At 50.2% G+C, this 25,401-nt stretch carries 25 protein-coding genes; 12 read left to right on the top strand and 13 right to left on the bottom strand.

Features of this window, described 5'->3' with window-relative positions:
- Window positions 1–115: 115 nt before the first annotated feature.
- From R3B84_17630 to gyrA, 3 genes are all read right to left on the bottom strand, one after another.
- Window positions 116–1,807, bottom strand: a complete 1,692-nt coding sequence (locus R3B84_17630) for a sigma 54-interacting transcriptional regulator (protein ID MEZ6142383.1) — start codon at window positions 1,805–1,807, stop codon at window positions 116–118.
- A gap of 154 nt (window positions 1,808–1,961) precedes the next feature.
- Entirely contained in the window at window positions 1,962–2,978 is a 1,017-nt protein-coding gene (locus R3B84_17625; GenBank protein ID MEZ6142382.1) for an NAD(P)-dependent oxidoreductase, read from the bottom strand.
- A complete protein-coding gene (gene gyrA, locus R3B84_17620) occupies window positions 2,975–5,809 on the bottom strand; it encodes a DNA gyrase subunit A (protein ID MEZ6142381.1) in 2,835 nt (944 codons plus the stop codon). The genes R3B84_17625 and gyrA overlap by 4 nt, the downstream gene beginning before the upstream one ends.
- A 255-nt stretch (window positions 5,810–6,064) precedes the next feature.
- On the opposite strand from gyrA, the gene R3B84_17615 reads away from it, so the two are divergent.
- Window positions 6,065–6,502 (top strand): hypothetical protein, encoded by a 438-nt coding sequence (locus R3B84_17615; GenBank protein MEZ6142380.1) that lies wholly within the window; start codon window positions 6,065–6,067, stop codon window positions 6,500–6,502.
- A 45-nt stretch (window positions 6,503–6,547) separates the two neighbouring features.
- On the opposite strand, the gene R3B84_17610 is transcribed toward R3B84_17615, so the two are convergent.
- Window positions 6,548–7,930, bottom strand: a complete 1,383-nt coding sequence (locus R3B84_17610) for an L-lactate permease (protein ID MEZ6142379.1) — start codon at window positions 7,928–7,930, stop codon at window positions 6,548–6,550.
- A 284-nt stretch (window positions 7,931–8,214) separates the two neighbouring features.
- On the opposite strand from R3B84_17610, the gene R3B84_17605 reads away from it, so the two are divergent.
- The gene (locus R3B84_17605; protein ID MEZ6142378.1) at window positions 8,215–9,171 is read left to right on the top strand and encodes a threonine/serine dehydratase; all 957 of its coding nucleotides are present in this window, start codon (window positions 8,215–8,217) and stop codon (window positions 9,169–9,171) included.
- A gap of 260 nt (window positions 9,172–9,431) precedes the next feature.
- On the opposite strand, the gene R3B84_17600 is transcribed toward R3B84_17605, so the two are convergent.
- The gene (locus R3B84_17600; GenBank protein MEZ6142377.1) at window positions 9,432–9,917 is read right to left on the bottom strand and encodes a hypothetical protein; all 486 of its coding nucleotides are present in this window, start codon (window positions 9,915–9,917) and stop codon (window positions 9,432–9,434) included.
- 377 nt (window positions 9,918–10,294) lie between these two features.
- Here R3B84_17600 and R3B84_17595 point away from each other — a divergent pair, with 377 nt between their 5' ends.
- A complete protein-coding gene (locus R3B84_17595) occupies window positions 10,295–10,747 on the top strand; it encodes a MarR family winged helix-turn-helix transcriptional regulator (protein ID MEZ6142376.1) in 453 nt (150 codons plus the stop codon).
- Between the two features lie 126 nt (window positions 10,748–10,873).
- On the opposite strand, the gene R3B84_17590 is transcribed toward R3B84_17595, so the two are convergent.
- On the bottom strand, window positions 10,874–11,065 hold the full coding sequence (locus R3B84_17590) for a hypothetical protein (protein MEZ6142375.1): 192 nt from the start codon (window positions 11,063–11,065) through the stop codon (window positions 10,874–10,876).
- Window positions 11,066–11,395: 330 nt separating this feature from the next.
- Between R3B84_17590 and R3B84_17585 the strand changes: the two genes are divergently transcribed.
- From R3B84_17585 to R3B84_17570, 4 genes are all read left to right on the top strand, one after another.
- Window positions 11,396–11,851 carry a hypothetical protein gene (locus tag R3B84_17585; GenBank protein MEZ6142374.1) on the top strand — a complete coding sequence of 152 codons (456 nt, stop codon included), beginning with the start codon at window positions 11,396–11,398 and terminating at the stop codon, window positions 11,849–11,851.
- A gap of 247 nt (window positions 11,852–12,098) precedes the next feature.
- Window positions 12,099–12,980 carry a TIGR03000 domain-containing protein gene (locus tag R3B84_17580; GenBank protein ID MEZ6142373.1) on the top strand — a complete coding sequence of 294 codons (882 nt, stop codon included), beginning with the start codon at window positions 12,099–12,101 and terminating at the stop codon, window positions 12,978–12,980.
- A gap of 142 nt (window positions 12,981–13,122) precedes the next feature.
- Window positions 13,123–13,842, top strand: coding sequence for a zeta toxin family protein (locus R3B84_17575; GenBank protein ID MEZ6142372.1), 720 nt, complete (start codon window positions 13,123–13,125; stop codon window positions 13,840–13,842).
- A 61-nt stretch (window positions 13,843–13,903) separates the two neighbouring features.
- Window positions 13,904–14,152 (top strand): hypothetical protein, encoded by a 249-nt coding sequence (locus R3B84_17570; GenBank protein ID MEZ6142371.1) that lies wholly within the window; start codon window positions 13,904–13,906, stop codon window positions 14,150–14,152.
- A gap of 101 nt (window positions 14,153–14,253) precedes the next feature.
- Here R3B84_17570 and R3B84_17565 read toward each other — a convergent pair whose 3' ends face one another.
- The gene (locus R3B84_17565) at window positions 14,254–14,418 is read right to left on the bottom strand and encodes a hypothetical protein (protein MEZ6142370.1); all 165 of its coding nucleotides are present in this window, start codon (window positions 14,416–14,418) and stop codon (window positions 14,254–14,256) included.
- Between R3B84_17565 and R3B84_17560 the strand changes: the two genes are divergently transcribed.
- The 4 genes from R3B84_17560 to R3B84_17545 all read left to right on the top strand — a co-directional run bounded on the left by R3B84_17560 (window position 14,417) and on the right by R3B84_17545 (window position 18,978).
- Window positions 14,417–15,544, top strand: a complete 1,128-nt coding sequence (locus R3B84_17560) for a polysaccharide biosynthesis/export family protein (GenBank protein ID MEZ6142369.1) — start codon at window positions 14,417–14,419, stop codon at window positions 15,542–15,544. The two genes, R3B84_17565 and R3B84_17560, sit on opposite strands and share 2 nt — an antisense overlap.
- Window positions 15,545–15,669: 125 nt before the next feature.
- On the top strand, window positions 15,670–16,227 hold the full coding sequence (locus R3B84_17555; protein ID MEZ6142368.1) for a hypothetical protein: 558 nt from the start codon (window positions 15,670–15,672) through the stop codon (window positions 16,225–16,227).
- 35 nt (window positions 16,228–16,262) lie between these two features.
- Complete coding sequence (locus R3B84_17550) at window positions 16,263–17,120, top strand: hypothetical protein (GenBank protein ID MEZ6142367.1); 858 nt, start codon at window positions 16,263–16,265, stop codon at window positions 17,118–17,120.
- Between the two features lie 232 nt (window positions 17,121–17,352).
- Window positions 17,353–18,978 (top strand): calcium-binding protein, encoded by a 1,626-nt coding sequence (locus R3B84_17545; GenBank protein ID MEZ6142366.1) that lies wholly within the window; start codon window positions 17,353–17,355, stop codon window positions 18,976–18,978.
- Window positions 18,979–19,366: 388 nt separating this feature from the next.
- Here R3B84_17545 and R3B84_17540 read toward each other — a convergent pair whose 3' ends face one another.
- The 3 genes from R3B84_17540 to R3B84_17530 form a co-directional block, all read right to left on the bottom strand.
- Window positions 19,367–20,062 carry an IS630 family transposase gene (locus R3B84_17540; protein MEZ6142365.1) on the bottom strand — a complete coding sequence of 232 codons (696 nt, stop codon included), beginning with the start codon at window positions 20,060–20,062 and terminating at the stop codon, window positions 19,367–19,369.
- Window positions 20,043–20,501 (bottom strand): helix-turn-helix domain-containing protein, encoded by a 459-nt coding sequence (locus tag R3B84_17535; protein ID MEZ6142364.1) that lies wholly within the window; start codon window positions 20,499–20,501, stop codon window positions 20,043–20,045. Before R3B84_17535 ends, R3B84_17540 begins: the two co-directional genes overlap by 20 nt.
- Before the next feature lie 602 nt (window positions 20,502–21,103).
- Window positions 21,104–21,253, bottom strand: a complete 150-nt coding sequence (locus tag R3B84_17530) for a hypothetical protein (GenBank protein MEZ6142363.1) — start codon at window positions 21,251–21,253, stop codon at window positions 21,104–21,106.
- Here R3B84_17530 and R3B84_17525 point away from each other — a divergent pair.
- Complete coding sequence (locus tag R3B84_17525; protein MEZ6142362.1) at window positions 21,200–21,976, top strand: IS630 family transposase; 777 nt, start codon at window positions 21,200–21,202, stop codon at window positions 21,974–21,976. The two genes, R3B84_17530 and R3B84_17525, sit on opposite strands and share 54 nt — an antisense overlap.
- Here R3B84_17525 and R3B84_17520 read toward each other — a convergent pair.
- The 3 genes from R3B84_17520 to efp all read right to left on the bottom strand — a co-directional run bounded on the left by R3B84_17520 (window position 21,946) and on the right by efp (window position 25,247).
- Window positions 21,946–22,545, bottom strand: coding sequence for a prolyl oligopeptidase family serine peptidase (locus R3B84_17520; GenBank protein MEZ6142361.1), 600 nt, complete (start codon window positions 22,543–22,545; stop codon window positions 21,946–21,948). The two genes, R3B84_17525 and R3B84_17520, sit on opposite strands and share 31 nt — an antisense overlap.
- Before the next feature lie 204 nt (window positions 22,546–22,749).
- Window positions 22,750–24,555 carry an oligoendopeptidase F gene (pepF, locus tag R3B84_17515; GenBank protein MEZ6142360.1) on the bottom strand — a complete coding sequence of 602 codons (1,806 nt, stop codon included), beginning with the start codon at window positions 24,553–24,555 and terminating at the stop codon, window positions 22,750–22,752.
- A gap of 116 nt (window positions 24,556–24,671) precedes the next feature.
- Window positions 24,672–25,247, bottom strand: a complete 576-nt coding sequence (gene efp, locus R3B84_17510; GenBank protein ID MEZ6142359.1) for an elongation factor P — start codon at window positions 25,245–25,247, stop codon at window positions 24,672–24,674.
- Window positions 25,248–25,401 lie beyond the last annotated feature (154 nt).

Here is a 25,401-nt window from a genome sequence, read left to right as displayed (position 1 = left end):
AAGGAGTTTCCTGCCACCAATTCTCAGGGCCGGAGGCCCGAAACAGTCCCAGCCTGGGGCAACGCCCCAGGACTTGGGAAACACCACAAACGAATAAGCCTTTCAAGCACTGTTTTCAGCCCACGTGGGATGGAGTTTCTGCCAGGCCAGGCTGAAGCATTTTCACAATCAGCTCCTGATTGATCTCTCCATCTTCTGCCAGCACCGCCAGTGCTTTGACTTTGGCCATCAGTTCGTGAATATTTCCAGGCCAGCTCATCTGATGCAACTGGTCCAGGGCATCGGGGGTAATGTAGCAATCCTGATTCGTATCATTGGCAAATCGATCGAGTTCCAACTGCACCAGCATTGAGATATCGTCCGATCGCTCCTGGAGCGTGGGCAGCAATAACTGCTGCCGCTCCAGCGCATGAATGATTTCCGGCAGGACACCCATTTTGTTAATCGCTTCATCCACTGGCACACTGAGGCCAACCATCAGACGCACATCAGAAAAATGATCCAGAAAAGCACCGAAAGGTCGAAATCTGCCGGTTTTCATAAATTCCAGCACCCGCACCTGCAGGTCGGCGGGCAGATCGCAGATATCTTCGATAAATACTGTCCCTTCATCTGCCTGCGACAGCATCCCTGGGTGGTCGTTCTGGGCACCAGAAATGGCCTCTCGATAGTAGCCCATTAATTCGGTAGCCAGCAATTCCTGTGGGGTCACTTTGGTGCGTAATACCATGAATGGCATGTCAAAACGATTGCTTTTGCGGTGGATATCCAGGGCAGCTGCTTCGTGCCCCGATCCTGTCTGTCCACGCACCAGCACCGGTTTGCTGTTTTTGCTGAATTTCTGAATTTGCTGCCGGAGTTCAATTACTTTGGGACTGTTTCCTAAAAATTCGTCCCGAAAACCGCCCCCACTTTTCAGACGCATGACTTCGGCTGCCAGCGATTTTTGCCCACGCATCTGCTGCAGAATCATGCCGAGGTGCTGGGCAATGATTTCGGCAAAACGAATGTCATCGTCGCTGAAAGAGGCCTCCATGGAATACAGGTGGATCGCTTCATGTGATTCCCGGTTCGATTTCAGCGGGATACAGACAGCATCCTGAATGCGGGTGGTATTCAGCAGATCAGAGCCAGCCATCGTAACGCCTGTATCATCGCTGGATAATACGGTGCGTTGTTCGCGTGCAACCCGGCGGCATAACTGCCTACTGAGTGATTCATCAATAGTTGCTGTCTGCGGCCAGAGAAATTTGGCCAGCGGCAGATGCTGATTCAGGTTGTACAGGCCCACCGCATATGCTTTGGTGTGATAGTGCAGTGTCTGCAGGGCCTGCCGCACCACCGTTTCGACATTGTTGGTTTCCAGAGCAGTCACCAGCAACTGGTGGACGCTGTTGAGATCGGTATGACTCAGCATCACCGTGTTCATTGATGTGCTTTGCGAGATCGCCGAATGGGTGATACTGGAATCGATATGGGACAGATTATCGATGCTTGGCGGATCGTCCGGTTGATCCAGTGCGAAGCGAAAAGTAGCCGCCCCCAGACCGATTTCATCGCCATGATATAACTGGACACATTCCTTAATACGAACATTATCGATACGGGTGCCATTCAGGCCAAGGTCGCGGATATACCAGTTTTCACCTTCAAAGTACACGCGGGCATGTAAGCGGGAGATCAGATCGTCTGCACGAATCACAACACTGCACTCTCGGCTGCGACCGATGGTAATCACATCACCCGGATTGACTGTCAGCACGGGTGGGTGTGCTTCGCCTTGTACAAGAAACAATTGTGCTTTCATGGTCCCATCGTGGCATATTCCTGTTGCCACCAATTTCAATGATTCTGCTTCAGAAGTGTAGTACAGGGAAGGGGTGCAAAGACGCGATCTGAAAGCCGATCAGAAAATTGATTCAGATGTGGCAGAAAAAATTTGCTCTGAGTATCAGATTTCGTTACGGTGCATCTGGTAGTGCCACCGGATTGGCAACAACGGGCTGTAAATCACTGGTATCCAGTCGGCCCTGCTGGTGCAACTGGCGGAATGCCTGCAAGGTCTGTGCGATCCCACTTTCGAGTGACGTTTTGGGCAGTGGACCAATATCCCGCTGCCAAGCAGTATCGTCCAGATCGTAGGCAATGGTCAGTTGCTTATCGCCATAAGTGACTAATTTTTCAGCACTTGCATCCACCGAACAGAGGGCTTTGTGGAATGTCTGGATGTCGACGACATCTCCACGCAGGTTGTACGATTTCGCGCCAGGGAATGATTTTTTTAAGCTCAGGACAAAAGCTTTGGCGACATCATCCACAAATTGTAAATCCTGAATCCCACCGTAACTGATGTGGTATGGCTGGCCGATTGCCACTGATTTGATGGCTTTCGTGGGCTCGCTGGTCATCCCCAGATCTCGCCCCACACCATAAACCGTCCATGGGCGCAGCCCCACGCTGCGGACACCGAAATCCTGAAAGTAGACTGCGGCATTCCCTTCATTACATACTTTAAAGTGCCCATAGTGGGTGGCAGGATACAACTGCACATCGTCTGCCAGTGAAACTCCGTGCGGATACCGTTCCGGTGGGCCAAATACGGCTGCGGTACTGGCATAGACCAGACCTTGAATCTGTTCGCCCGCCAGACGCACTGCTTCCAGCACGTTCAAAGTGCCCACCACATTGACCGTGGCACCCAGAATCGGATTCGCCCGACAGGTCGGCACCTGTAGGCCCGCCAGATGAATCAGGTGGGTAATCTGGTTGCTGGAAATGGCTTGCTGCAATTGGTCCAGCCGAGTGACATCACCCGCAATAAACTGCACCTGCCCCACCTGATCTGCAGGCATAATCAATTGCAGGCGGCGTGGGTCTTCTTTCAGGTCGAAAACCCAGATCCGGGCATTTTCAGCCAGCAGATTTTTGATGATCCACGCACCGATGAAGCCGTATCCACCCGTAATCAAGACGTTCATTCGTCGCCTCCCGCATCATCATCGTTCGATTCTGCCTGCGTGGGCTCCGTGTTCGATGTGGGTGAATCGGGCAATTCCGTGCCAGCCGTGCCATTTTCTACTGCAGGTATGACCACTGGTTGATCCGGCAGGTTTTCGTCGAGCTCATCCATCTCTTCGCGGGCAACAATGGCGATGGAAGACAATTTATCACCTTCGCTCAGGTTGATAATACGAACCCCCTGGGTGTTTCGACCGGTTAGCCGGATTTCCGAAGAACGGGTACGGTTAATCATCCCCTGCTTGGAAATCAGCATCACATCATCCGTATCGCGAACAGCAACGATGCCCACCACAGGGCCATTGCGGGCGGTGGTGCGAATATCTTTAACACCTTTCCCACCGCGTTTCTGTCGGCGGTATCGCATCGAAGATCGCTCATCGGCTTCTTCACCAGTTTCAACCACTTCCTCTACCGGTGCTGTTTCTGGTGTTTCGCTGTCATCATCACCACCTTCCAGTTCCGGGCTGGATTCGGTGTTGGGCCCAAACGGAGTGCGTTTTCCGTACCCATTTTCACAGACGGTCAGCAGGATCCCATCCGGATCTGCCACGACCATGCCGACCACTTCATCATCGGCACGCAGTTTAATCCCACGTACGCCCATGGTGTTGCGGCCCATCTGGCGGGCATCACTTTCTGCAAAGCGAATGGCATTCCCCTGCCGGGTGCTCAGCACCACCTCGTCGCCGGTTTTAATGAGTACCACTTTAATGAGTGTGTCGCCTTCCATTAAATTGATACCAATAATCCCACCTGCACGTGGGCGGCTGTAATCTTCCAGTGCCGTTTTCTTCACCAGACCTTTGCTGGTGGCCATCAGCAGATACTGATCGGCGACAAAATGCCGCACCGGAATGACGCTTTCAATTTTCTCATCTTCTTTTAATGAAAGCACATTCGCAATCGATCTGCCCCCACTGGTGCGGCTGGCTTCGGGAATATCGTACACCTTCAACCAGTAGCACTGCCCCTTGTTGGTGAAGCACAACATGTAGGCGTGCGTGCTGGCGATGAAGAAGTGTTCGATGAAGTCTTCATCGCGATTTCCGCCACTGACCCCTTTTGTCCCACGGTGCTGGGTGCGGAAGGTGCTGCGGGGCATCCGCTTGATGTAACCCGCGTGGCTGATGCTGACAATCACATCATCTTCAGGAATCAGATCTTCCAGATTGACATTCACACCAGCGTCGGTGATTTCCGTTTTACGGGCATCGCCATACTTTTCGCCGACTTCTGCCAGATCATCCCGAATGACCTGGAAGATGTTTTCTTCGGAGCTAAGCAGCGTTTCGTAGCCAGTGATTTTGCCGCGCAAATCCTGATACTCGCGGGTGATTTCATCCCGTTCGAGGTTGGCCAGTTGACCCAACTGCAGACGCACCACGGCATCGGCCTGTTGTTCGGTCATGTAATATTCGGTGGAAACACCCAGTTCGCTTTGCAATGCTTCAAATGCGGTGGTACCAATGGCACGTTCCAGCACCGTAGCTGCCACATTCATTTCTGTCAGCCGCACCTTCGATTCTTCCCGGCTGGGGGAGGTACGACAAATCTGAATCACCTCATCCAGCGAAGAAATGGCAATGAGCTGCCCTTCGAGAATGTGCCCACGCCGCTTGGCTTCTCGCAACAGATATTCCGTTCGGCGGCGGATTACCTGAACGCGATGCTTCAGGAATTCCTGCATCATTTCCTTGAGCGACAGGAAACGCGGCCGACCTTCCACCAGGGCCAGCAGAATCAGGCTGACGGTGGTCTGTAGCGACGAATACTGATAAAGCTGGTTCAGAACCAGGTGGGGATCAATATCCCGTTTCAAGTAGACCACGATGCGTACGGGCTCGCCCAAGCGTGCGTTTGATTCGTCACGCACCTCTTCTATTCCCTTAATGCGGTCGTCTTTAACCAGATCGCCAATCTGTTCGGCTAGCTTGTTTCGAGTCTGCTGGAAAGGCACTTCTTTGATTACAATCTGGGCTTTTTTCCCTTCAATGATGTCGCAGCGAGCACGCAGGGTAATCCGACTACGGCCCGAACGATAGCCTTCTACAATCCCCTGACGGCCACAAATAATTCCACCAGTAGGGAAATCGGGCCCAGGGATGTGTTGGAAAAGTTCTGCCAGAGTAATTTCCGGCTTGTTGATCAGTGCAATCAGACCACTGCAGATTTCCCGCAGGTTGTGGGGAGGGATGCTGGTCGCCATCCCCACCGCAATCCCATCGGAACCATTGATCAGCAGGTTTGGCACGCGGGCAGGCAGCACCAGCGGTTCGCGGAACTTGCCGTCATAGTTGTCCATGAAGTCGACCGTCTCTTTATCGAGATCGTTCAACAGTTCTGCGGCAACCGGAGTCAGGCGTGCTTCGGTATAACGCTGTGCAGCGGCAGGTAGGCCGGCAATGGAACCAAAGTTCCCCTGGCCGTGCACCAGCTTATAGCGCATCACCCAGTCCTGAGCCAGGCGGCACAGCGTATCGTAGATGCTGGCATCACCGTGGGGGTGATAACGCTTCATGGTTTCGCCCACGATCGCCGCACATTTCTGCGTGGATGCCGTAGGACGTAAACCTAAATCGTTCATCGCCACCAGGATGCGTCGCTGAACCGGTTTCAGCCCATCCCGCACATCGGGCAGTGCCCGACTGACAATAACACTCATTGCGTATGTCAGGTAACTGTCGCGCAATTCGTGCTCAATATCGAGAATTGGGGTATTTTCCCCGTCCCCAGCCCCATGTGAAAGCGGTTCATCTGGTGGGATTGTGGGTGGATTATCTGCCGCCAACGGTGCGTCCTCGTTCTTCGATGCAACTATAGCGCCCAACCTACGATTGGAAGGGAAATCTTTTTCCGTCATCGATCGGAAAAAAATACCACGGATCGTGTGTGGTTGTTTGCCAAAAAGATGTGTATATCTTATGAATGACGGCTATTTCTTCATCGTTGCAAACCAACCTTGGGAACTATTTTTGTCGAACAATCGTCTAAATTAGATACTTTTGTTCAGAAAAGGCTGTTTTTACACTTGGGAGACCTCACCATGGGGCGTTTTTTCACTTTATTTGCCGTTGCTGCCACGCTGGCAGTCACTGCTGCGGCGGACGCACAAACCAAAGAGTACCCGGGCTTCAAGGCAACACGCACCAAGAAGTTACCACTGAAGCTCGATGTGGACTTTGACAACGTGTTCCTTCGGACCATCATTACGGATGAAATCCCCAGCCTGGTAAAAGATGCGGGTGGAGGCACCATTCGAGTCAAGCCACTGCCCGGCGCAGGTGTAACTTTGACCAGTCGCTTCACGATTAAAGCCAAGCAGATTACTCTGGAAGAGCTGATGAACAAGCTCTGTGAAGACAAAAACTGGGGCTGGTACGTGAAAAACGGCCCTGCAGGCAGCCAGGACGACGGCGCCATCTTTATCACCACCAATCCGAAAGAAAAAGGCTACAAAGAAGGCACCGCACCGAAGCAGTAATTTCTGTTTTGTGCTCGTTTTATTTCACATTGAATTCTCTATTGATCAAAAGTACAGCAGGCGGGCCCACAGCACCATCAGGGCAATGTAGATCAGGCAGGGAATCAGCGTTTGTTTCAAAATTCGGTTTTCCTGATCGTGCAACGAGACTGCCGCCTGTACCGCTGCCATATTCTGCAGGGCAATCATATTTCCCGCACCTGCACCCAGTAGTTGCATCATCAACAGAATTTGCGGATCAAGCTGGTGCAACGCATACACTGTGGGGATCAGATTAGCGAAAAACAGGTTGGACACGGTCGCACTGCCGGCAAGAAAAGAGCCAACCGCCCCAAGTGGGATTGCCAGCAGGAAATAGAGCTGTCGACCCACCTGATCCACAATTTCGTGAAAAAAGCCGGAAACAAAATATAGATAGCTCAGACAGGCCAGCGAACTGACCGCAACGAAGACGCGACTCAATTTCGTCAGAGTGCTGCGAATATGTCGCTGCCCACGTGCGGCAAGCACATACAACAGAAACACAATTCCTGGATTATTCAGCCGTAGGGTATGCGACAAGCCACTGCCTAAGTTGATGGTTTCGGTTACTTTTCCGAGCAGGATTCGGCTTAGAATTAATAGCACAATCACAATAAAATAGGCTTTCATTGCCAGAATCAGCCGCCGTGGGTGGGGGTGCTTGTAAATGCCGAGAATGATGAACAGTGCGATCAGCGGGGCGATGATCGAAGCAAATTCGTAGGCCCACCGTGCACAGAGGTAAAACGGCACCAGAAAGACGACCGCGAAAAGCATGCTGAGGCGGATTTGTTCTCGGAAGGACACTCCTGGCAATTCTTCCAGCTTCACAATGCTTCGCACAATGAAAAAGGGGATCAGCCAGGAAGAGAGCAGTGAAACCAATGCCGCTTTGCGCACAAAGCCCGCATCGGTAAATAATCCCTCAAAACCGACGGTGACGGGCGTGCCGACCGCACCAAAGATCACTGCGGTGCTGTTCGCCAGCAGACAGACCACCACGGCACTCAGTGGGCGAAAGCCCAAGGCCACCATGAGTGGGGCAATCAACATCGCCGGTGTCCCAAAACCGGAAATTCCTTCAACAAAAGAGCCGAAAATCCACGCCAGCAATAAGGCCTGCACCACTTTGTTGGTGGTCATACGCCCCAGTTCTTCCTGAATCTGCGTAATTTGACCGTTGCTTTTCAAATGCTCCAGAAAGGCCATCGCTCCCACCAGGATCAGGCAGATATCGATCCCCACCAACAACCCTTTCAGTGGTGCGGCAATAATTAAATTCTGCTGAACAAGGCGGTAGACGACCATCGCTGCCAGCGAAAGAGGTGCAGCACGGTTCAGCGGCCAGCGAGCAAATACCACCAGCCCCAGAAGTAGCACCAAGGGGATCATTTCAAGTAAGAACATGTTGCGGGTCCCCGTGCCAATCGGGCATAAAGTTGCCTGTTCTCGGTCAACAGTGTTGTATGAATGACAGGCAATCTAATTGACAAACGAATATCTTATTGATTCCCGTAATGAGGTGAGGCAGCATTATGAGAGAAATTTCATTTTCGCAGGGATGATTTTCATCCCATTAAGTATGAGGAAGGCCACATGATCTAAATTGTGTGCCGATTTTGCAAAATTGCAAACTCCCAGCATCAGGTGGGCATAAGATTGTGCGGAAATGATTTGACGAGGCGGAACTGATGCTGACCATTGAAATGATCCAGGCTGCGAAAAAGCAGCTGGAGCCCTATCTTTCCAAAACACCCTTGTTATATAACACCACGTTGAGCACGTACTTTGGTGCCAAAGTATCCTTGAAATTAGAATGTTTTCAGAAAACAGGCTCGTTCAAGCCACGTGGGGCATTCAACAAAATGCTGTCGCTGGCACCGGAACAGAAACAGCACGGCGTTGTCGCTGTCAGTGGGGGGAACCATGCTCAGGGAGTTGCTTTCGCGGCCAGCACGTTAGGAATTGATGCCGTTGTGTGCATGCCAAGCTCCACGCCAGAGAATTATCTGGCCGCTACCCGCAGTTACGGTGCCACTGTTTTGCTGACGGAAAACATCCATGCAGCGTTTCGGCGTGCCGATGAACTGCAGCAGGAAGGCAGAACACTCGTCCATCCGTTTGATGATCCACTGGTGGCTGCGGGTCAGGGAACGATCGGTCTGGAAATTCTGGAAGACGCACCCGATGCTACACATGTGGTGGTCAGTATTGGTGGAGGTGGATTATTTGCCGGCGTGGGGACGGCGTTGCGTGCTGCCAACCCCCACATAAAGTTGACTGGCGTGGAAACGTCGGGTGCGGATGCGATGGCCCACGCATTTGCAGCCGGGCAGCCAGTCGAATTGCCTGCAATCACCTCAATTGCCCGCACCCTGGGTGCACCGAAAGTCTCGCCGATGACACTGCATATGGCCAGACAGTTTACGAAGGAAATCCAGGTTGTTTCTGATGCAGATACAGTGAAGTGGCTGGTGTTTCTGCTGGAACGTGCCAAAGTTCTGGCAGAACCTGCCGCTGCCTGTTGTCTGGCTGCAGCAGATCGCTTGAAAGGCAGTTTTCAGCCCACAGATCATTTGGTGATCTTAATTTGTGGGGGCAACGCAGCATTGTCTGATCTTTGTGGGTGGAAGGAGATGCTGAAGTAAGAATCCCCAGTGCTTTACTTACACTGGGCTAACACCTGAAAAAAAGAGTCACGACGGAGGTATACAACACAAGCAGTAATGAAAAAATGAGGTTTGCTTTTTCAGCCTTGATCAATGACAGTATGGAAACCTTGAATCTTGACACTCGGTATCCCCATCGTTGATCTTCAGATCCCCATCTGTGGTGTAATACGCTAACGCAGCGTAGGGCCTCCAAAACTATTTGTGCTGCTCAACCCTCCGCCGTGACCGTACGCACATTACGCATCAATTTCCTGTGCCAGCACAGCACTATCCACTTCCACCGTGGTCTGGTGGTTATGCACATCCAGGCGATCCTGCAGCAGATCGATCTGGTATTCCAGTTTCTTTACCATGGCATCGATATCCGCCTTACGGAACTGTGCCAGATAATTGATATCCCCAGCGGTGGGGTAACCTTCCTTGTACACACCGTGCTTGGTGCTTAAACCAGAAAGCAGTGCCACTTCCGCTTTGCGTTCTGCCAGTTCAAAAATCAGGTTCTGCACTGGCTGGTTCGCCAGATAGATGGCATACTTCAACTGAGTCAGGGTTGCTACTGTCTGGGCACGCAGTTCAAAACGTGCACGTACATCAATCGCTTCTGATCCTTCCTGGGTGGAGTTATACAACTGCACATCCTGGGTTAATTTCGAGATCTGACCCACCAGGCGATTTTTTAACTTCAATGCCTTGGCCAGAGATATTTTTTCTGTGTTGGCCATGTTTTTATCCTTGTTTACCAATGTAACTAACAGACTACCTCATTGGTAACTGGTTCGCACAAAGGGAATTGATTTCCCACAAACAGGTGCTGTTAACGAAACAGGTCATTCATCGTGCTGCCATCCATTGTGGGCCCAATTGTACATAATAATATATCCTTTTGGCATATTCTAATGAACACATATTTCAGGCATTTTTGGCAAATGTTTGGCATATTCTAATGAACACATATTTCAGGCATTTTTGGCAAATGGTGGAAAAAAGCTGGTTCTGGCGGATCAGTTACATATCAGATATTTCTTGACATTGCTGAAACTTGCATATACAAGCATTGACCTTCTGAAATAGTGTCGGAGGGTAATGTGAGAACAAACTCATGAATTCCTCCTCTCCCGCAACAATTGAAACAATGGTGGAATCGTGCATTGCAGGTCGCGTGCGTCTGCTGAATCGCGTGATCACCAATATCTACGATGAAGCACTGCGGCCTTACGGGCTGAAGTTGAGTCAAGGAACAATTCTGGCAATGGCCGCATCGATGGGCATCGCACGGCCTGCAGAAGTGTGCACTATTCTGGAACTGGATCACTCGACGCTAAGCCGCACCGTGGAACGGATGGTTCAGAAAGGCTGGCTGGAAATTCTGCCAGATACCGATGGGCGGTCGCACCCTTTTCGATTGACCGATGAGGGGAAAACACTGATGCAACAAGCAATGCCTGCCTGGGAGCAGGCCCAGCAACAGGCAGAAGAACTGTTCGGCGAGAGTGGTTTGCAAGTGCTGAATCAGGCAATCACACGTTACAAATCAGCCCACAAGCCGGGGTAAAAAACACTTAAGCCAAAATCAGTTTGAAATTCGGTGTTTTTGGTATTTATCGATCCAACCGCGGCTAAAGCCGTCGGCTCACAATCCCAACCGAGGTTGGGTTTTAGACGGTTGTGTCTACAACCGTCATTCCCGCGAAGGCGGGAAACCAGTACTAAACACTTGAGTTGGCAACTCAACATCATGTTTTTGTGAGCCGAAGACGTTAGCCGCGGTTCGCTTTGAAAATGTCTTCATAGCCCGCAGCGCCAGCAAGGGAATTTCTTTTAATGAACGACCGCCAAGACGCCACGTCGCCAAGAAGACAAATTTCTTCATTAATTCCAAAGGACAACACGAACCAGAAGCGTAAGGAAACGGAATTTACATTAGCCGCGGTTCGCTTGATAGACGTTAAAACACCGATTTTCATAAGAAATTGGGTTTATTTGCAGAAAAAATCGAAGAATTCTCACCAAACCTGATCTGCTGACAGTGCAAAAATTCATGCTGAGATATAGGCAGAGTCTCAAAAAATTTGCTCTTGCCACAAAATTTCGACAGCAGTAGAATCAAAGTCTTTTTTTCTTGAAAGGAATTGCTTGACAAATGGTAATTCATTCTGATAGGATGAAGAGTGTCTCTGTCCACAGTTTGAAGGATTAACCCATGAGCTTGCGAGATTCGCACCAGCAGCGCTTGGTGCTTGATGTATTATCAGATCGGATCGCGCCTTCTGATATCCCCTATGCCCCACCCCCTGTCGATCCAGTGGTGGGGCAACAATACCCGGAACCAGTGCCACCGGGCGAGAGCAATCCGATTCCAGCACCCCCGCCACCTATTGGCAACAATGCACCGGTGCTGTCAGATTTGTCATCGGCAAATTCTACTGCAAACGCGGTGGTCATTGAAGGGTTTGTTACAGATGAAAATCCAGAATTTGTTACCATCGTTGCCACTGCTAGCGATGGCACATCAGGGTTTGGAGTTCCATTGGCCAACGGTCAATTCGGTTTGTCGTTCCCACGCCTCAGCCAGGGGGCACTGACCGTAACTGTCACCGCCACCGATCAACATGGTGTGGTGAGCGAATCAGTCATCGTTCTGGTCAATCCAGAATAGTCCAACCACTTTTGTCTGCTTCGATTTCCTAAGAAACAACCTCTGATCTATTTCCACTGCCATCGACCAGGACATGGCAATCAACAGTCAACTGCATCAGGTTGTTGAAAAATCACTCTTCTTGCGATTTGGATGTTGAACCTTCCTGCGAACAGAAATTTTACGCTTTTCTTCTCATAACTTTCATTCCCATCTGTACAACCGCACGGCGGTGTGGAAAATAGTCCTATCCAGGGAGTAAACCACGATGATCAGCCGATTGACCACATTTGCACTGCTGCTGGCGTGCAGCATCAGTTATGGACAGGACCAGAAAAAGCCTGCCACCATCAAATTGTTGATTCCAAAGTCCCCCACCACTACTACGGTGAAAATTGAAGGCAAAGAACTGCCAGAAAATGAAAAAGCGGAAAACGAAGGCGTGCGGATGATCCAGACCCCACCACTGGATAGTGGGAAAACCTACGCCTACGTGGTGGAAGTGACCATCGAACCGAACAACTACACCAAAATCATCCGCAAACGGGAAATCAGCTTCAAAGCGGGCGAAGAAGTAACGCTGGATGTGCGGAACAAAGACCCCAAAAATCCCGATAACGTGCTGATTCGCTGGGTGCCCACCCCGAAAGTAGTGGTGGAAGATATGTGCAAACTGGCGAAAGTGACCGACAAAGATGTCGTGCTCGACCCAGGTTGTGGCGACTGCATCATGGTGATGACTGCCGTAAAAGAATTCAAAGCCAAAAAAGGTTACGGCATTGATATCGATCCCGAAAAAGTGAAAGAATCGAAAAAAGCAGTGGCAGATGCCAAACTGGATAAAGTGATTGAGGTGCGTGAAGGGAACGCCCTGAAACTGACCGAAAAAGATCTGGCAGATGTGACGGTGGTAATGTTGTACATGGGGAACGATCTGAACATTCTGGTTCGACCGTTATTGTGGAAGCACCTGAAACCGGGTGCCCGTGTCGTTTCCCACCGCTTTACCATGGGCGATTGGGCTCCCGATAAATCGATTACAGTTACCCGCGAAGGCGACTACGGCATTGAAGACTTCCGCCTGCACGTCTGGACCATCACCGGCAAAGAAAAAGATGGCGTTTACAAGAAAGGAATGGACGAAGAATAAGACGATTTTTTGATTAGCTGTGATCAATTCTTCCAGCTGAGATATCGACCAGTCAATTACATTGAAACCAAATGTTGAAAGTATTCTAAATCTGTAGCCCTTTTTCAGATTTCACATGACCAGATCAATGCCCAGGTTGAGGATGTTTGCAGGTCCAAACGGATCGGGCAAATCAACTGTCAAGAACAATCTCGGGAAATCGCAAGAGTGGTTTGGCGTTTACATCAATCCCGACGAAATCGAAAAAACGATCCTTGAAACTGGCCGACTTTTGCTGGAACCGTTTCAAACACGCACCAAGACCGACGAAGTGCAACAGTATTTTGCAGGTTCCACATTAATACAGAAAGCAAATCTTGCTGAAGATATTCAGAACATCAAATGCGAACATGGGGCAATCGATTTTTCAGGCATTTCTTTCACTTCCTATCACGCTTCCGTATTATCGGATTTTCTAAGAAGGAAATTGGTTGAGTCATCGCAATCGTTTACGTTTGAAACGGTCATGTCGTCGAAAGATAAGGTCGATTTTCTGCAATTCGCACGCACACATGGTTTTCGCACCTATCTGTATTATGTTGCCACTGTTGATTCGGAAATTAATATCCAACGGGTTGCGAACCGCGTGATCGATGGCGGACATGATGTGCCAAAGCAAAAGATCACTGATCGCTACGAACGGTCTCTGAAACTATTGCCAGATGCAGTAAAACAGTCCAACCGGGCATATTTTTTCGATTCCAGCAGTACAAACTCAGTTTGGTTTGCCGAAATTACAGATGGTATTCATCTGGAAATAAAACAAAATGTACTCGTGCCAATCTGGTTCAATGGCGTAGTAGAATCTTTAAATGGCGCTTAACTTTTTTCGTTCTAATGTTGATCAAACAACTATAATTCAAATAATGTTTATGGAGTAAATCATGACACCCATCGCTGAAATCGACGAAGATGCCGATGTTCCAGCATTGGCAGTCAAAGCCCTCAACGAAGCTACAGAGCAAGCACTACGTTCGGGCAAAACAGTGGTGCTGGTGCGGGATGGTAAACTGGTTAGAATTGAAGGGGGCAACGTGATTGTGCTCAAAGAACTGCACAACGCTTATTTTTCTAAACCAGTTCATGCAAAAAAACGTCGCAATCGTTCATTTTTGTCATCGAAACCAGATTAAATTCAAGCATTCAATTTGGTTTCACCTCAAGTAACATTGAAAGTGAATTTTTTCTCATATACCCTGCCAGTTGGGCAAACTTACGCCAACTCTTAGCCATTTCATGGTCTCTCGTTACCCAGTTTCACACCCATGTACTGAAAAGTCATGTTGCAGGGATTGGAAAACGTGGTATAGCCCCACTTTGAAGTCGGTTCTGCGCGACGACCAATGGGGGTTGGTGGTTGCAAAGAAGGATCGATTGCCTCGGGGGGGAATTGTTGCATGGCTGGGAAAATCCTGTTTCGCCGCACGTTGGTTTACTGTAGTAGTCTCGCGTTGTGCGTGCTGAACGTGGGCTGTTACACCGCCCCGAAGTTAGGCAATCCTGCAGAAAATCCCGCACCCTACACCATGGACCGCGAACTGAATCAGGCGTTTTACGCCGATCAGGCGCTTGATCAGCAACTCCCACGCGAGTTGCAGATGGTCACCATGCCGGAATATATCATTGAACCGCCCGATATCCTCCGAATTGAACTAACCAATGTGCAGCCACTGCCGAACTACCGCCTTGATGTGGGTGATACGATCGGTATTTCGATCATTTACCCAGGCTTAACCGAACCTGTCAGCGGTGACCTGCCGATTGGGCCGGATGGCACCGTCAATCTTGGCCCCACATTCGGTGGGACAATCAAACTGGTGGGCCTTACTACCGATGAAGCCCGCGTCGCCATTGAAAAGCAGGCAATTGAATACAAAGTCCGCGAACCGAAAGCGTCGATCCAACTATTGCAGTCGAGATCTCTCCCCGCCTTACGTGGGGAATACCTGGTCCGCCAGGATGGCACTGTCGGGTTGGGGATTTACGGCTCTGTTCGACTCGTCGGCGTCCCACTGGCACAAGCGAACATCGTTATTCAGGATTTCCTGAAGAAGTCGATGAACAATCCCTCCGTTACCGTGGATATTGCCGCCTATAACAGCAAAAAATTCTATGTCATTTACGATGGCGGTGGTCGAGGTCAGCAAGTAGTCCCACTGCCAATTACAGGCAAAGATACCGTCCTTGATGCGGTGGCACAGTTAAATGGTCTGTCGCCGGTTTCCAGCACTAATCATATGTGGCTGGCACGCCCGGCACCTGCCGCAACCGGCAAAGAGTTGATTATGCCGATTGATTGGAACAGTGTTACCCAGCATGGCAGCACCAAAACCAATTACCAGATTCTGCCTGGGGATCGTTTGTATGTGAAGGCACAGCCAATGATCACCTTCGACAACTACCTGTCGATGTTCCTGTCGCCCATCGAACGGGCATTGGGGGTCACTCTGCTGGGACAAAGCACTATCCAGTCGATCAAGAATCCCAACTTGATCGGAGGTGGGGTCGGAGGGGGTGCACCGTAAACCAGCACCAACCCTCTAATCATGGTACAATAATAGTAGAATGTTCCACGTGGAACACTGATAGCTGCCTTAATATTCGATTATAAATATAGCCCCATTGCTATATAAGATGTTGGTGAAGAATCATGAAGATAAAAATGCTTCTGCTCGTTGCTGTCGTGGTGCTCTGTGGAAACACGGTGCACGCCCAGTTTCTCCCACGTGGGGGATCGCCGGGAGGCGGTTTTTCAGGTGGCTTCAGCAGCGCATCTCCTGGTGGTATCGGGACTTCCGGCTCGCCTGGCTTCAGTCCTTACCTGAATCTGCTGCGTGGGGGCGGTTCTGTTGTCGGCAATTATTATGGCATTGTTCGCCCACAGAATAATGTGCGGGAAGCTCTGCAGACGTTGCAGCAGGAAATCTACAGCGGGGGCAGTGCTACGAGCGAACAGGTGAATCCTGGTTTGAACGTGGGCACCCGCGTGCGATTTTTGAATACCGGCAACTACTTTCTGAATCTCGGAGGCAACTCCAGTTCTGGCAGCACGCTGGGCTCATCTGGTTCTGGCCTGGGCACCGGCCGCAGCAGTTCTGTACTGGGATCTTCCGGAAATGGCTTTGGTGGAAATCGTACTGGGAAATCAGGGAGCAGTTCGGGTGGCACTGGCACACCAGGACAAATCAGCCCTCCGGCACAAAAGTAACAAGATAACTGGCTCGCAGCATAAGGATCAAGACGATGGAACGTCGACTATTCACCACGGCTGTATTGTGCGGTGCAATGACCTGCACAGCCCTGGCCCAAACGAAAACGGCAAGCAGTCCCCTAGTCGGACCAGACGCCCGCCCCACGGTACGTGCGCCAGAACCATTGCCACCAGTTGATCCCAATATCAGACGCGTCGCTGGTACGATTGGTCATCACTCGCACCACGTGGAAGTCCCAACGCACATGTCGCGAGTTCAGTATCAGCCCTATTTTGGCTATTACCCCACGCAGTGGCGGCAATTTCCAGGCACTATGCAACCGATTGTGGTGCATGAAGTTCCTGTAACGGAGGCACCAACAGCGCCTGTCGTTCCCGTGGAACCACGATTGCCCGATCCACCAAAGAAGCCAGAAATGAAACCAGAAAAGCCGCAATTGAAGTTGCCTGACCGCAAGGACAAAAGCGATTTGCGTCTGGTAAATGGCCCGGAATTGGTGCCCACCCTGCCAAACTCTGCCGAAAAACGCGTGGAGCTACCTGTAGGGGTTCCCAAATTGCCCGAACAATTGCTGCCACGTGTTCCAGAACCTCTGCCACCGGTGGAAGTGCCTGTGAAACCGAAGCCAAGTGAACGGTCCGCTTCGTTGGGCTTGCCGATGGCAACCACTCCTGCTTCACTGCCGGAAAAATCGCTGGAAGTTCCTGCCAAACCAGCAGTTACGATTCCCAAGGTGGGTGATCCTAAAGAACTGAAATTACCCGAATTGCCCCCACCACCTGTATCGGAAATGAAAAAACCGATCGTTTTGGAGCCGAAAAAACCGGCACCACTACCGGAAATTGTGCCTGACTTTCGCCCCGCACCCGCCCTGATTATGCCCAAGTAGAGTTCACTTCGAATCGAGTGTTTTGTCAGAAATTCTTTTAACTACAAGAATTCATGCTGCTGCAACTAAAATCATTCCGCTAATTTCGCCCGCAAAAGCATGTACGGCGGCTGACACAAACTTTTCACCTTTCTGAAATAATCTTGGCATTCTTTGTCCGGCTGGCATCCGCACGGCGATTGAACTGGTGAGACGGTTTTTACCAGACAGATTTCCTTACCGGAGAAGGTCAATGCTACGTTTAATTTCAAAACTGATCGGCCAGTCTAACACAACATCACTGCAAAAGCAGACTGTTCTGAAACTCGAAAGTCTCGAATCTCGCGAAGTGCCTGCGGCGAATATCACTGCCACGTTCGATGTCAACACTCGCGCTCTATATGTCGAGGGAACGGAAATGCGAGATCAAATCGTAGTCGATCAATTGAGCAGCTCGGTTCGTACGCTGGCTGGTATCGTACCAATCACCTATTCAGATGGTTCTGTTGGATCATTTGTAACTGGTCCTATCAGCCAAATTACTGTGAACGGGCTTGGAGACGACGACTTCATTTTTGCAGAGAATACTTTTCAAAACATAGTTATTATTGGTGGAGATGGCAATGACACGATTTATGGCTCGAAGTATGCGAACGATTTTATCCTTGGTGGCCGAGGAAATGACACAATTTACGGCAATGAAGGCAATGACGTGATATATGGTGGCGACGGTAATGACACCATCAATGGCGGCGACGGCAATGATTTTCTATATGGTGAGAACAGCGAAGATACGATTTCGGGCGGAGATGGTAATGATTGGATAGAAGGCGGAGATGGCCCGGATCGATTATACGGTTCTGATGGTTCAGATTCCATTTTTGGTGGAAATGGTGATAACACGATCGACGGTGGAGCTGGAGATGATCTGCTGATTGGAGGCGAAAGTAGAGATATTATTGTCGGAAGTTTTGGGAATGATCAAATCGAAGGCCGCGGGGGAGACGACAGGCTCTTTGGAGACTGGACAAGCCCAAGACGTAATAGCGACCAGTACTCCGACAAAATATATGGCGGTGATGGAAACGATCTGATATACGGAAGTGACGGAAACGATTTCCTCTATGGTGGCTGGGGAAATGATGAAATTGATGGCCGCGATGGCACCGATCTTGTTTCCGGCGAATCAGGAGATGACTTGCTCATCGGTGGAAACGACAGTGATGTGATTCTCGGCGGTTGGGGAAATGATGCGATCCACACAAGCACCCGATACGACAGTGCCTCTACACGTCCGGAATATGTAGATGGTGGTGAGGGGGACGATACCATCTACGGCAATAACGGTGCCGATAATATTTTTGCAGGAAGCGGTAACGATACCGTCTATGCAGCGGGCGGTAACGATATCGTCTACGGCGGCAATGGAGCTGATACCATCTATGGTGGAAGTGGCGAGGATAGACTCTTTGGTGGTGATGGTAGAGATTTTATTTGGGGTGAAGCAGGCGACGATGATATCGAAGGCAATTCGGGAAACGATTTCCTAACTGGCGGAACGGGTATCGATATCATCTGGGGCGGAACGGGCATCGATAACATTGATGGCGGAGAAGGCAACGACTGGCTTCATGGCGGTTCACGCAACTATACTAATGTGTATAGCACGGTAAATGATGGTGAAGTCGATTATATTTATCGAAATGGTGACAGCCGAACAGACAGTGAATCAGTTGACATAGTGTTTGGAAAACCGCTTCACCAAATCGAAGAAGAACAGGCTGCAGCAGACCGCAATATATTCGAAGATATTGGCAACTTCTTGTTCTCGAAATTAGACACCAAAGGTCGCGGCCCAGCTCGACTGCCGCACCGCTAGAGCGGGTTTCGAGTAATTAAAATCATGGCTGTTAAGTTCTTGGCCCAGAGGGGGCCAAAGACCACTTATTATCTATCCAGCTCAATTCATGTAATTCAAGATTGCGAACAACAGCATTAAGTATTTGTCGCTAGAGCAAATTCAGAAACGCTCCAGTTGTGAAATCGAAGCCAAAAAACAGTGTCATCATTTCCAAAAATGCCGGCTTGCCTCTTCCCCAGTCATTTGAATATTGCATCGTTCACCTGAATCATTGACAATCTTCTCAGCGAGCAATCGAACAATTGGCGCTAGCACCGACACATGTCCAGCCCCTTCCACAGGAATGAACTGAATGAGTGAGTTTTTCGATACACGTTTCATGTTTTCCAAAGAGGCTAGTGCTCTGTCACGACTTAATTGTCGGGTAAACCGATTTTAATTTCGTTCGTGCTTCGTCGATCTTCATTTGCCAGTCAACGCCACGCTGTGTGGTGTTGACATCGTTCGACCATGCCTCGGTTTCTTCACTCAAAGTGGCAACATCTTCAAAGCGACGGTCCGCGACACATTGGCGGGTTAACGAACTCAGTTCATTCTCTGCGATGTTCAGCCAACTTCCATGCTTGGGTGTGTAGCAGAATTCGATCCGTCGAACCAAGGTCCGCGCACGCGCGGGTTCAAACGCTTCATAGAACGCGCCCTTGGTGTGGGTGTTGAGGTTGTCACACACCACGATCACTTTGGCACATGACGCATAGCGACCCTCCAACAACCGAGCCATTTCGATGGCCCAGTCAATCTTCGTCCTCCGTTCGCGAACGGAGACTTCACGCCAACCGACCAGCGGTTCGGTAAACATGAAGATAGCCGCCGTGCCCGCTCGTTCGTATTCGTAGTCAACCCGCTTGGCATGTTGGGCCGTGGCGGGAATAGGAACGCGTGTTTCTTTCAACAACTGCACCGGTTGTTCGTCCATGCACAGGACCGGCACGTTCGGATCGTACGGTTTTTCGTAGGTTTCCAGCACATCTTCCATATGGGCGACAAACTCGGCGTCCGCCTCCGGAGGAATCACCCAATATTCAATCTTCCGATTCGTCATGCCATTTTTTTAGCGTGCGTCGGACCGTTTCGTAGCTCACCGACTCCACGATTTCCAACTCCACGACCTTGCGTGCCAGCAACCGAAGCGTCCAGTTGTTGTAGCCTTTCGGAGGCGGCCCAAGCCGAGTCGCGATGATGCGGGCCTCTTGGTCGCCCGTCAATAGCTTATCCACGGGTGGTTGCTGACGTTTAGCTCGGTTGAGCGTTTCTTCAAATCCTTGCTCGACGAACCGCTGGCGAAGCCGTTCCACGGTTCTAGTCCGACACGAAAACGCCTCGGCAATACGCTCATCAGTCCAATTCGGACCATCGGCATCTGCCTTCAGCAGAATCTGAGCACGTCGAACTTTCTGCCCGGTTCCCTTCAACTTCTTGACGACACTCTGAAGCTCGACTCGTTCTTGCTTTGTCAGTCGAATGATATACAACTTCCGCATGGCAAACTCCTTGTACCATGCAGTATCGCAGATTTGACTGGAATTGCCAATCCGACTTTTTAGATGTGACAAAGCACTAGATTGCTTTGAATCGTACCTTCAATGATAAACGTCGGATTTTTAATCGAGTCGAGCCAACGGATCGGTGAGCGTAGTTGAATTTCCTTTCTGTTCGAAGGGTCGCAAAACGTGTATTCCGGGCTGTGCCTGAGTGGCGTATCCGCCGCACCAAATGCGAAGACGGCACGATAGCGGTCTGATGACTCAGCTACTAAACCAAAATCAGATTGAAAATCGGTGTTTACAGATTTGGTGAGTTATGTTAAGCTGGTCAGAATGTTCAACCTAGGCAAGTCGACCAACCTTTGGAGATCAAGGATGATCCGACCGAACACTACTAAATGGAATCAAACCACCGATGATTTGCGTCGCCTGGCTCTGGAATCCGAGCATCCTCGTACTCGGGAGCGGTTTATGGCTTTGTACCAAATTGCTCTTGGTCACACTAACGCAACTGCTTATGCCGCAGAAATTGGACGTTGCGACGATGTGTTGTTGAACTGGGTTCATAAATATAACAACCATGGACCTGACGCCTTGATTTATCGGCGTACTGGCGGCCGTGTCCCCCTTTTGTCCAGTCGCAGATAGAGCAGATCGTTGATGCCGTTCTGAAAAGCGATCCGGTAGATCACCAATTGCCAGGCCACGGATGGACGATCAGGAAGTTGTGCAACTGGATCGGTTGTCAATTCCAGCGGTATGTATCTCGGAATACCGTGCGGCGGATCCTGCAATTAGCGGGATTGAGCTGGAAGAAATGCAAGAAACTGTTCGGCAAAGGGGACCCTGAAAAGCGGGCCGAATACCTGAAACAGTTCGCGGATATGTACCAGCACATGTGTCGCGGCGATATCGTGATCATTTATATTGATGAATCCCATTTTCATCGTGATATGGACTTGGGCTATACTTGGTGGCGCAAGGGAGAATCGGCTTGGCGAGTGAGTGATTGCCCTCCGCTGTCCGATCGCATCAACTGGTATGGTGCTTACAATTTCAGTGCTGGTGCATGTTTGATCTGGAACGAAGGCAAATGCAACAAGGAAAACACGGCTGAATTTTTGCACCGAGTGAACGATTGGGTAGAAAGACAAGGTCGACGTGTTGTGGTAATTTGGGATGGAGCACCTTGGCACAAGGCGAAGTTCGTTCGAACCAAAGCCAGCGAGTTGGACATCGAAATAGTAGTTTTGCCCAGTTATAGTCCCGATTTCAATCCCATTGAAGGGTTATGGAAATGGATGCGTGAAGAGGTCACGCAACATTGTTGTTTTGCAACCTTGCGTGACTTGTTCGACGCTTGCAAAGGATTCATCGATACATTGAATGAAACTCCGGATGAAATAATTAAAAGACTGTGGCCAAGATTTGAAGTCGATCCTCAAGCGGAAAAACTCCGATTTTCAATCTGATTTTGGTTTAAGAGTGCAAGTGTTCCACCGCAACTGAGCCCCCCAAGATAGATTCTATCCTGATCAACGTAGGGCTGCTTCGCAAGAAAGTCTGTGGCGGCGATAACGTCATCAACTTCCCCGAAAAATCCCTCATGAACACCAGGGTTTTTACTTCCACCACGCAAGGTTGGAAACATCATCAAGATTCCTGCTTCCCGAAAACCGCTGGCAGTTTCATCACCAGACGGAAGCGCTTTCCACATGCCGTCATCAAGCGAACTGGAATTGCCGCCAGTGATCCAGATGATCGCTGGATGCTTTTTCCCATCTCCTGGGTCGGGTGTCAGGTAAGCGAGCAACTCGCCGCTAGGAGCGGAAAACCGCAACGATCGAAACAGCTCAGCGGGCGGATTGGGCAGCGGCAAATCTGTATTCTCGCGGCGAACCAGTTGTGTTTTGAATCCCTTTCTCGCCTCGGAGAGTGAGATATTTGACTCCTGTTGAGGTGTCTCAGAGTCAGAGGAACAGCCTGCTAAGAAAGCGCAAACCATAAACCAGATACCACTTCGTTGCAATATTCTGCTCATTTGATGCCATCTCCCAGCTGCTCGTCAACTATCAAGCAATCTACGGACTGTTTGGTTAATCCGGATAGACTGCTGTAGAGGTTACAACTCGCGACAAAGCAAATTCTACTCACCTGATTAAAATGTGAGAATTCAAAAAAAGAAAACACTTTTACTTTAACTGGATTACAACCATGGAGAATCGCAATTTATGTTTTATCAAGACTACAAATTGAGTAGTCTTTCCAGCTCGTCCGTCAGTGTGCTGAATCGTTGCAGTGCCTTATTTACAGGTTCTGGCGTGCTCATATCTACGCCGGCATCCCGCAACAGCTCCAGTGGGTCTTTCGACGCACCCGATTTCAGGAAATTCAGGTAGTCGTTCAATTCCTGTTGCCCACCGTTGATCACACGATCCGCCAAGGCGATGGCTGCTGCCAGCCCGGTGGAGTACTTATAAACGTAGAACGCACGGTAGAAGTGCGGGATTCGCAGGCCTTCCAGACTTAACTCTGGGTCCAGCATGAAGTTCGGGCCAAAATAGGCTTCAAGCAACTCCTGGTAGGTGGCTCGAATGCTGGCCAGAGTCAGTGCGTCGTTGGCCTCTGCCATCGCATGAATCCGGTGCTCGAATTCAGCAAACATTGTCTGCCGAATGATTGTCTTGCGAATATCATCCAGCTCACGATTGATGTAGTAGGCTCGCTCACGGTCGTCGCTGGCGTGCTGGTAGAGGTGCTTGCCAAGCAACTGCTCGTTGAATGTGCTGGCCACTTCCGCCACGAAGATGGTGTAATTGGCATATTGAAAAGGCTGATTCTTGCGGCTGTACCACGAATGCATCGAATGGCCCGCTTCGTGCGTCAACGTATACACGTGGTCGAGGATTGATTCCTTAAAATTCATTAATATGTAAGGGTCGCTGTCGAAACAGCCACTGCTGAACGCCCCACTGTGCTTCCCTTTGTTTTCGTAGCGGTCGCACCAGCGTCCCCGCAGTCCCTGTTCCAGAACAGTGCAATATTCCTGCCCCAGTGGGTGCAGCGACGCAATGACAGCATCGACGGCCTGATCCCAGGTGTGGTGTTTTTCAATATCGCTGAGAATCGGCACATAGACATCGTAAAAATGAATGTCTGGCAACTGCATTGCCTTGCGTCGCAATTCATAGTAACGGTGCACCGCAGGCAGATTCTGCCGCACAGCCAGAATCAGGTTGTCGTAAACCGTTTCGGACACATTGTCGGGAAACATTGCCGCCGCACGTGCGGAAGGGTAATTTCGCACGCGGGCATTGTAGACATCCTGCCGCACCGAGCCTGAGTAGGTGGCAGCCAGGGTATTGGCGTGGGATTCAAACTCTTTGTAGAACTGTCTGAATGCCTGCTCCCGCACCGCACGGTTCGGGCTTTCCAGGCACACCATGAGCGACCCCTGGGTCAATTCGATGGTGTAGCCGGGTTCCATTTCAATTTCGCCGAACTGCATGTCGGCATCGGTGAGTTGGTCAAATGTGTTGCTGGGGGTCTGCATCACTTCCACCAGCATCGCCAGCAGGCGTTCTTCCGCTTCGGTCAATGTGTGGGGCTTGTACCGAGTCAGGCGGGTCAGCCAAAGTTTGTAAGTGCTTAATTCAGCAGAACTTAGGTAGCTTTGCAAAGTCTCATCGGGTAGCGACAGCAATTCCGGTGTGATGAAGCTGGCCGCTTCTGCAAAACGTGCGGCAACACCATAAAACCGACCTTTGCGACCTTGCGAATCGGTGTTGGTGATATCTTCCGCCTCGCGAAGAAAGGCGTAGGTGCCTAAACGATCGCCCAACCGCTCGCATTCCTCATCGAATTTTAATAATTCCAGAATGGTGGCAGGTCCCTGACCAAGTGTGCCACGAAAACGTTCGTATCCATTGGCTTGTTGCTCCCACGTGGTGAAACTGGTTTCCCAGTCCTGTGCGGTAGGGAACATTCGTTCTAATTCCCACGTGTCAGTGGGTGCAATTTCATGTCTGAGAGGAATTTTTTCAACAGTCACGCGGGTATCCTGCCATCAAATGATGAGAATTTAGCCATATTTGCCCCACTAACAGCATGAGAAAATCATGAGAGCAGTGGTGGCAACGCATCCAGAACTTTAGAAATGAAAATTAATTAAGATTTCCCCACGCGGGCAATATATTTGCCTTCGGTGGGATCGATTTTGATGATTTCGCCCACTTCGATGAAGGAAGGCACATCGATTTTGGCACCGGTTTCCAGAATTGCTGGCTTGTATTGAGCAGCTGCAGTAGCACCTTTGATGGTGGGATCTGTCTCAATTACTTTCAGCTCAACGGTTTGCGGCAATTCCACACTCATGGGACTGCCTTCATACGTGGTCACTTTGACCATGTCGTTTTCTTTCAGGTAGACCATCTGGTCGCCCACAAATTCGACATTCAGTGGGATCTGATCGAAAGTTTCGGTATCCATGAAGATGAAATCGTCACCTTCACGGTAGAGATACTGCATTTCCTTGGTTTCCAGGTATGCCAGCTCCACCTTGTCATCTGGCCGCACGCGGTTGGTGGTGATCGAACCTGTCTTCAGGTTTCGCACTTTCAACTGCAGAATTGCCCGCCAGTTACCCGGTGTATTCAAATCCCGATCCAGGCAAAGGTACAACTGCCCATCTTCGCCGATGAAGACGTTACCCTTGCGGATATCAATATTTTTAATCGCTGCCACGTGAAAACTCCGATTTCCTTATCTATTCACATTATAATGGGAACTGGGAATGAGAAGTGTTCCCCACCGGAACGATGGGGATTTCTTGGTGTGCTGCCCGCAAACCGATTGTTGAACTGACCTCCGCCAATGGGGCAATCGGCAGCCACGCGAT

The sequence above is a fragment of the Zavarzinella sp. genome (assembly GCA_041399155.1).
In the GTDB taxonomy this organism is placed as follows: Bacteria; Planctomycetota; Planctomycetia; order Gemmatales; family Gemmataceae; genus JAWKTI01.
The sequence above is the reverse complement of the archived record's forward strand: the minus strand, read 5'-3'. Positions and strand labels throughout refer to the sequence as shown.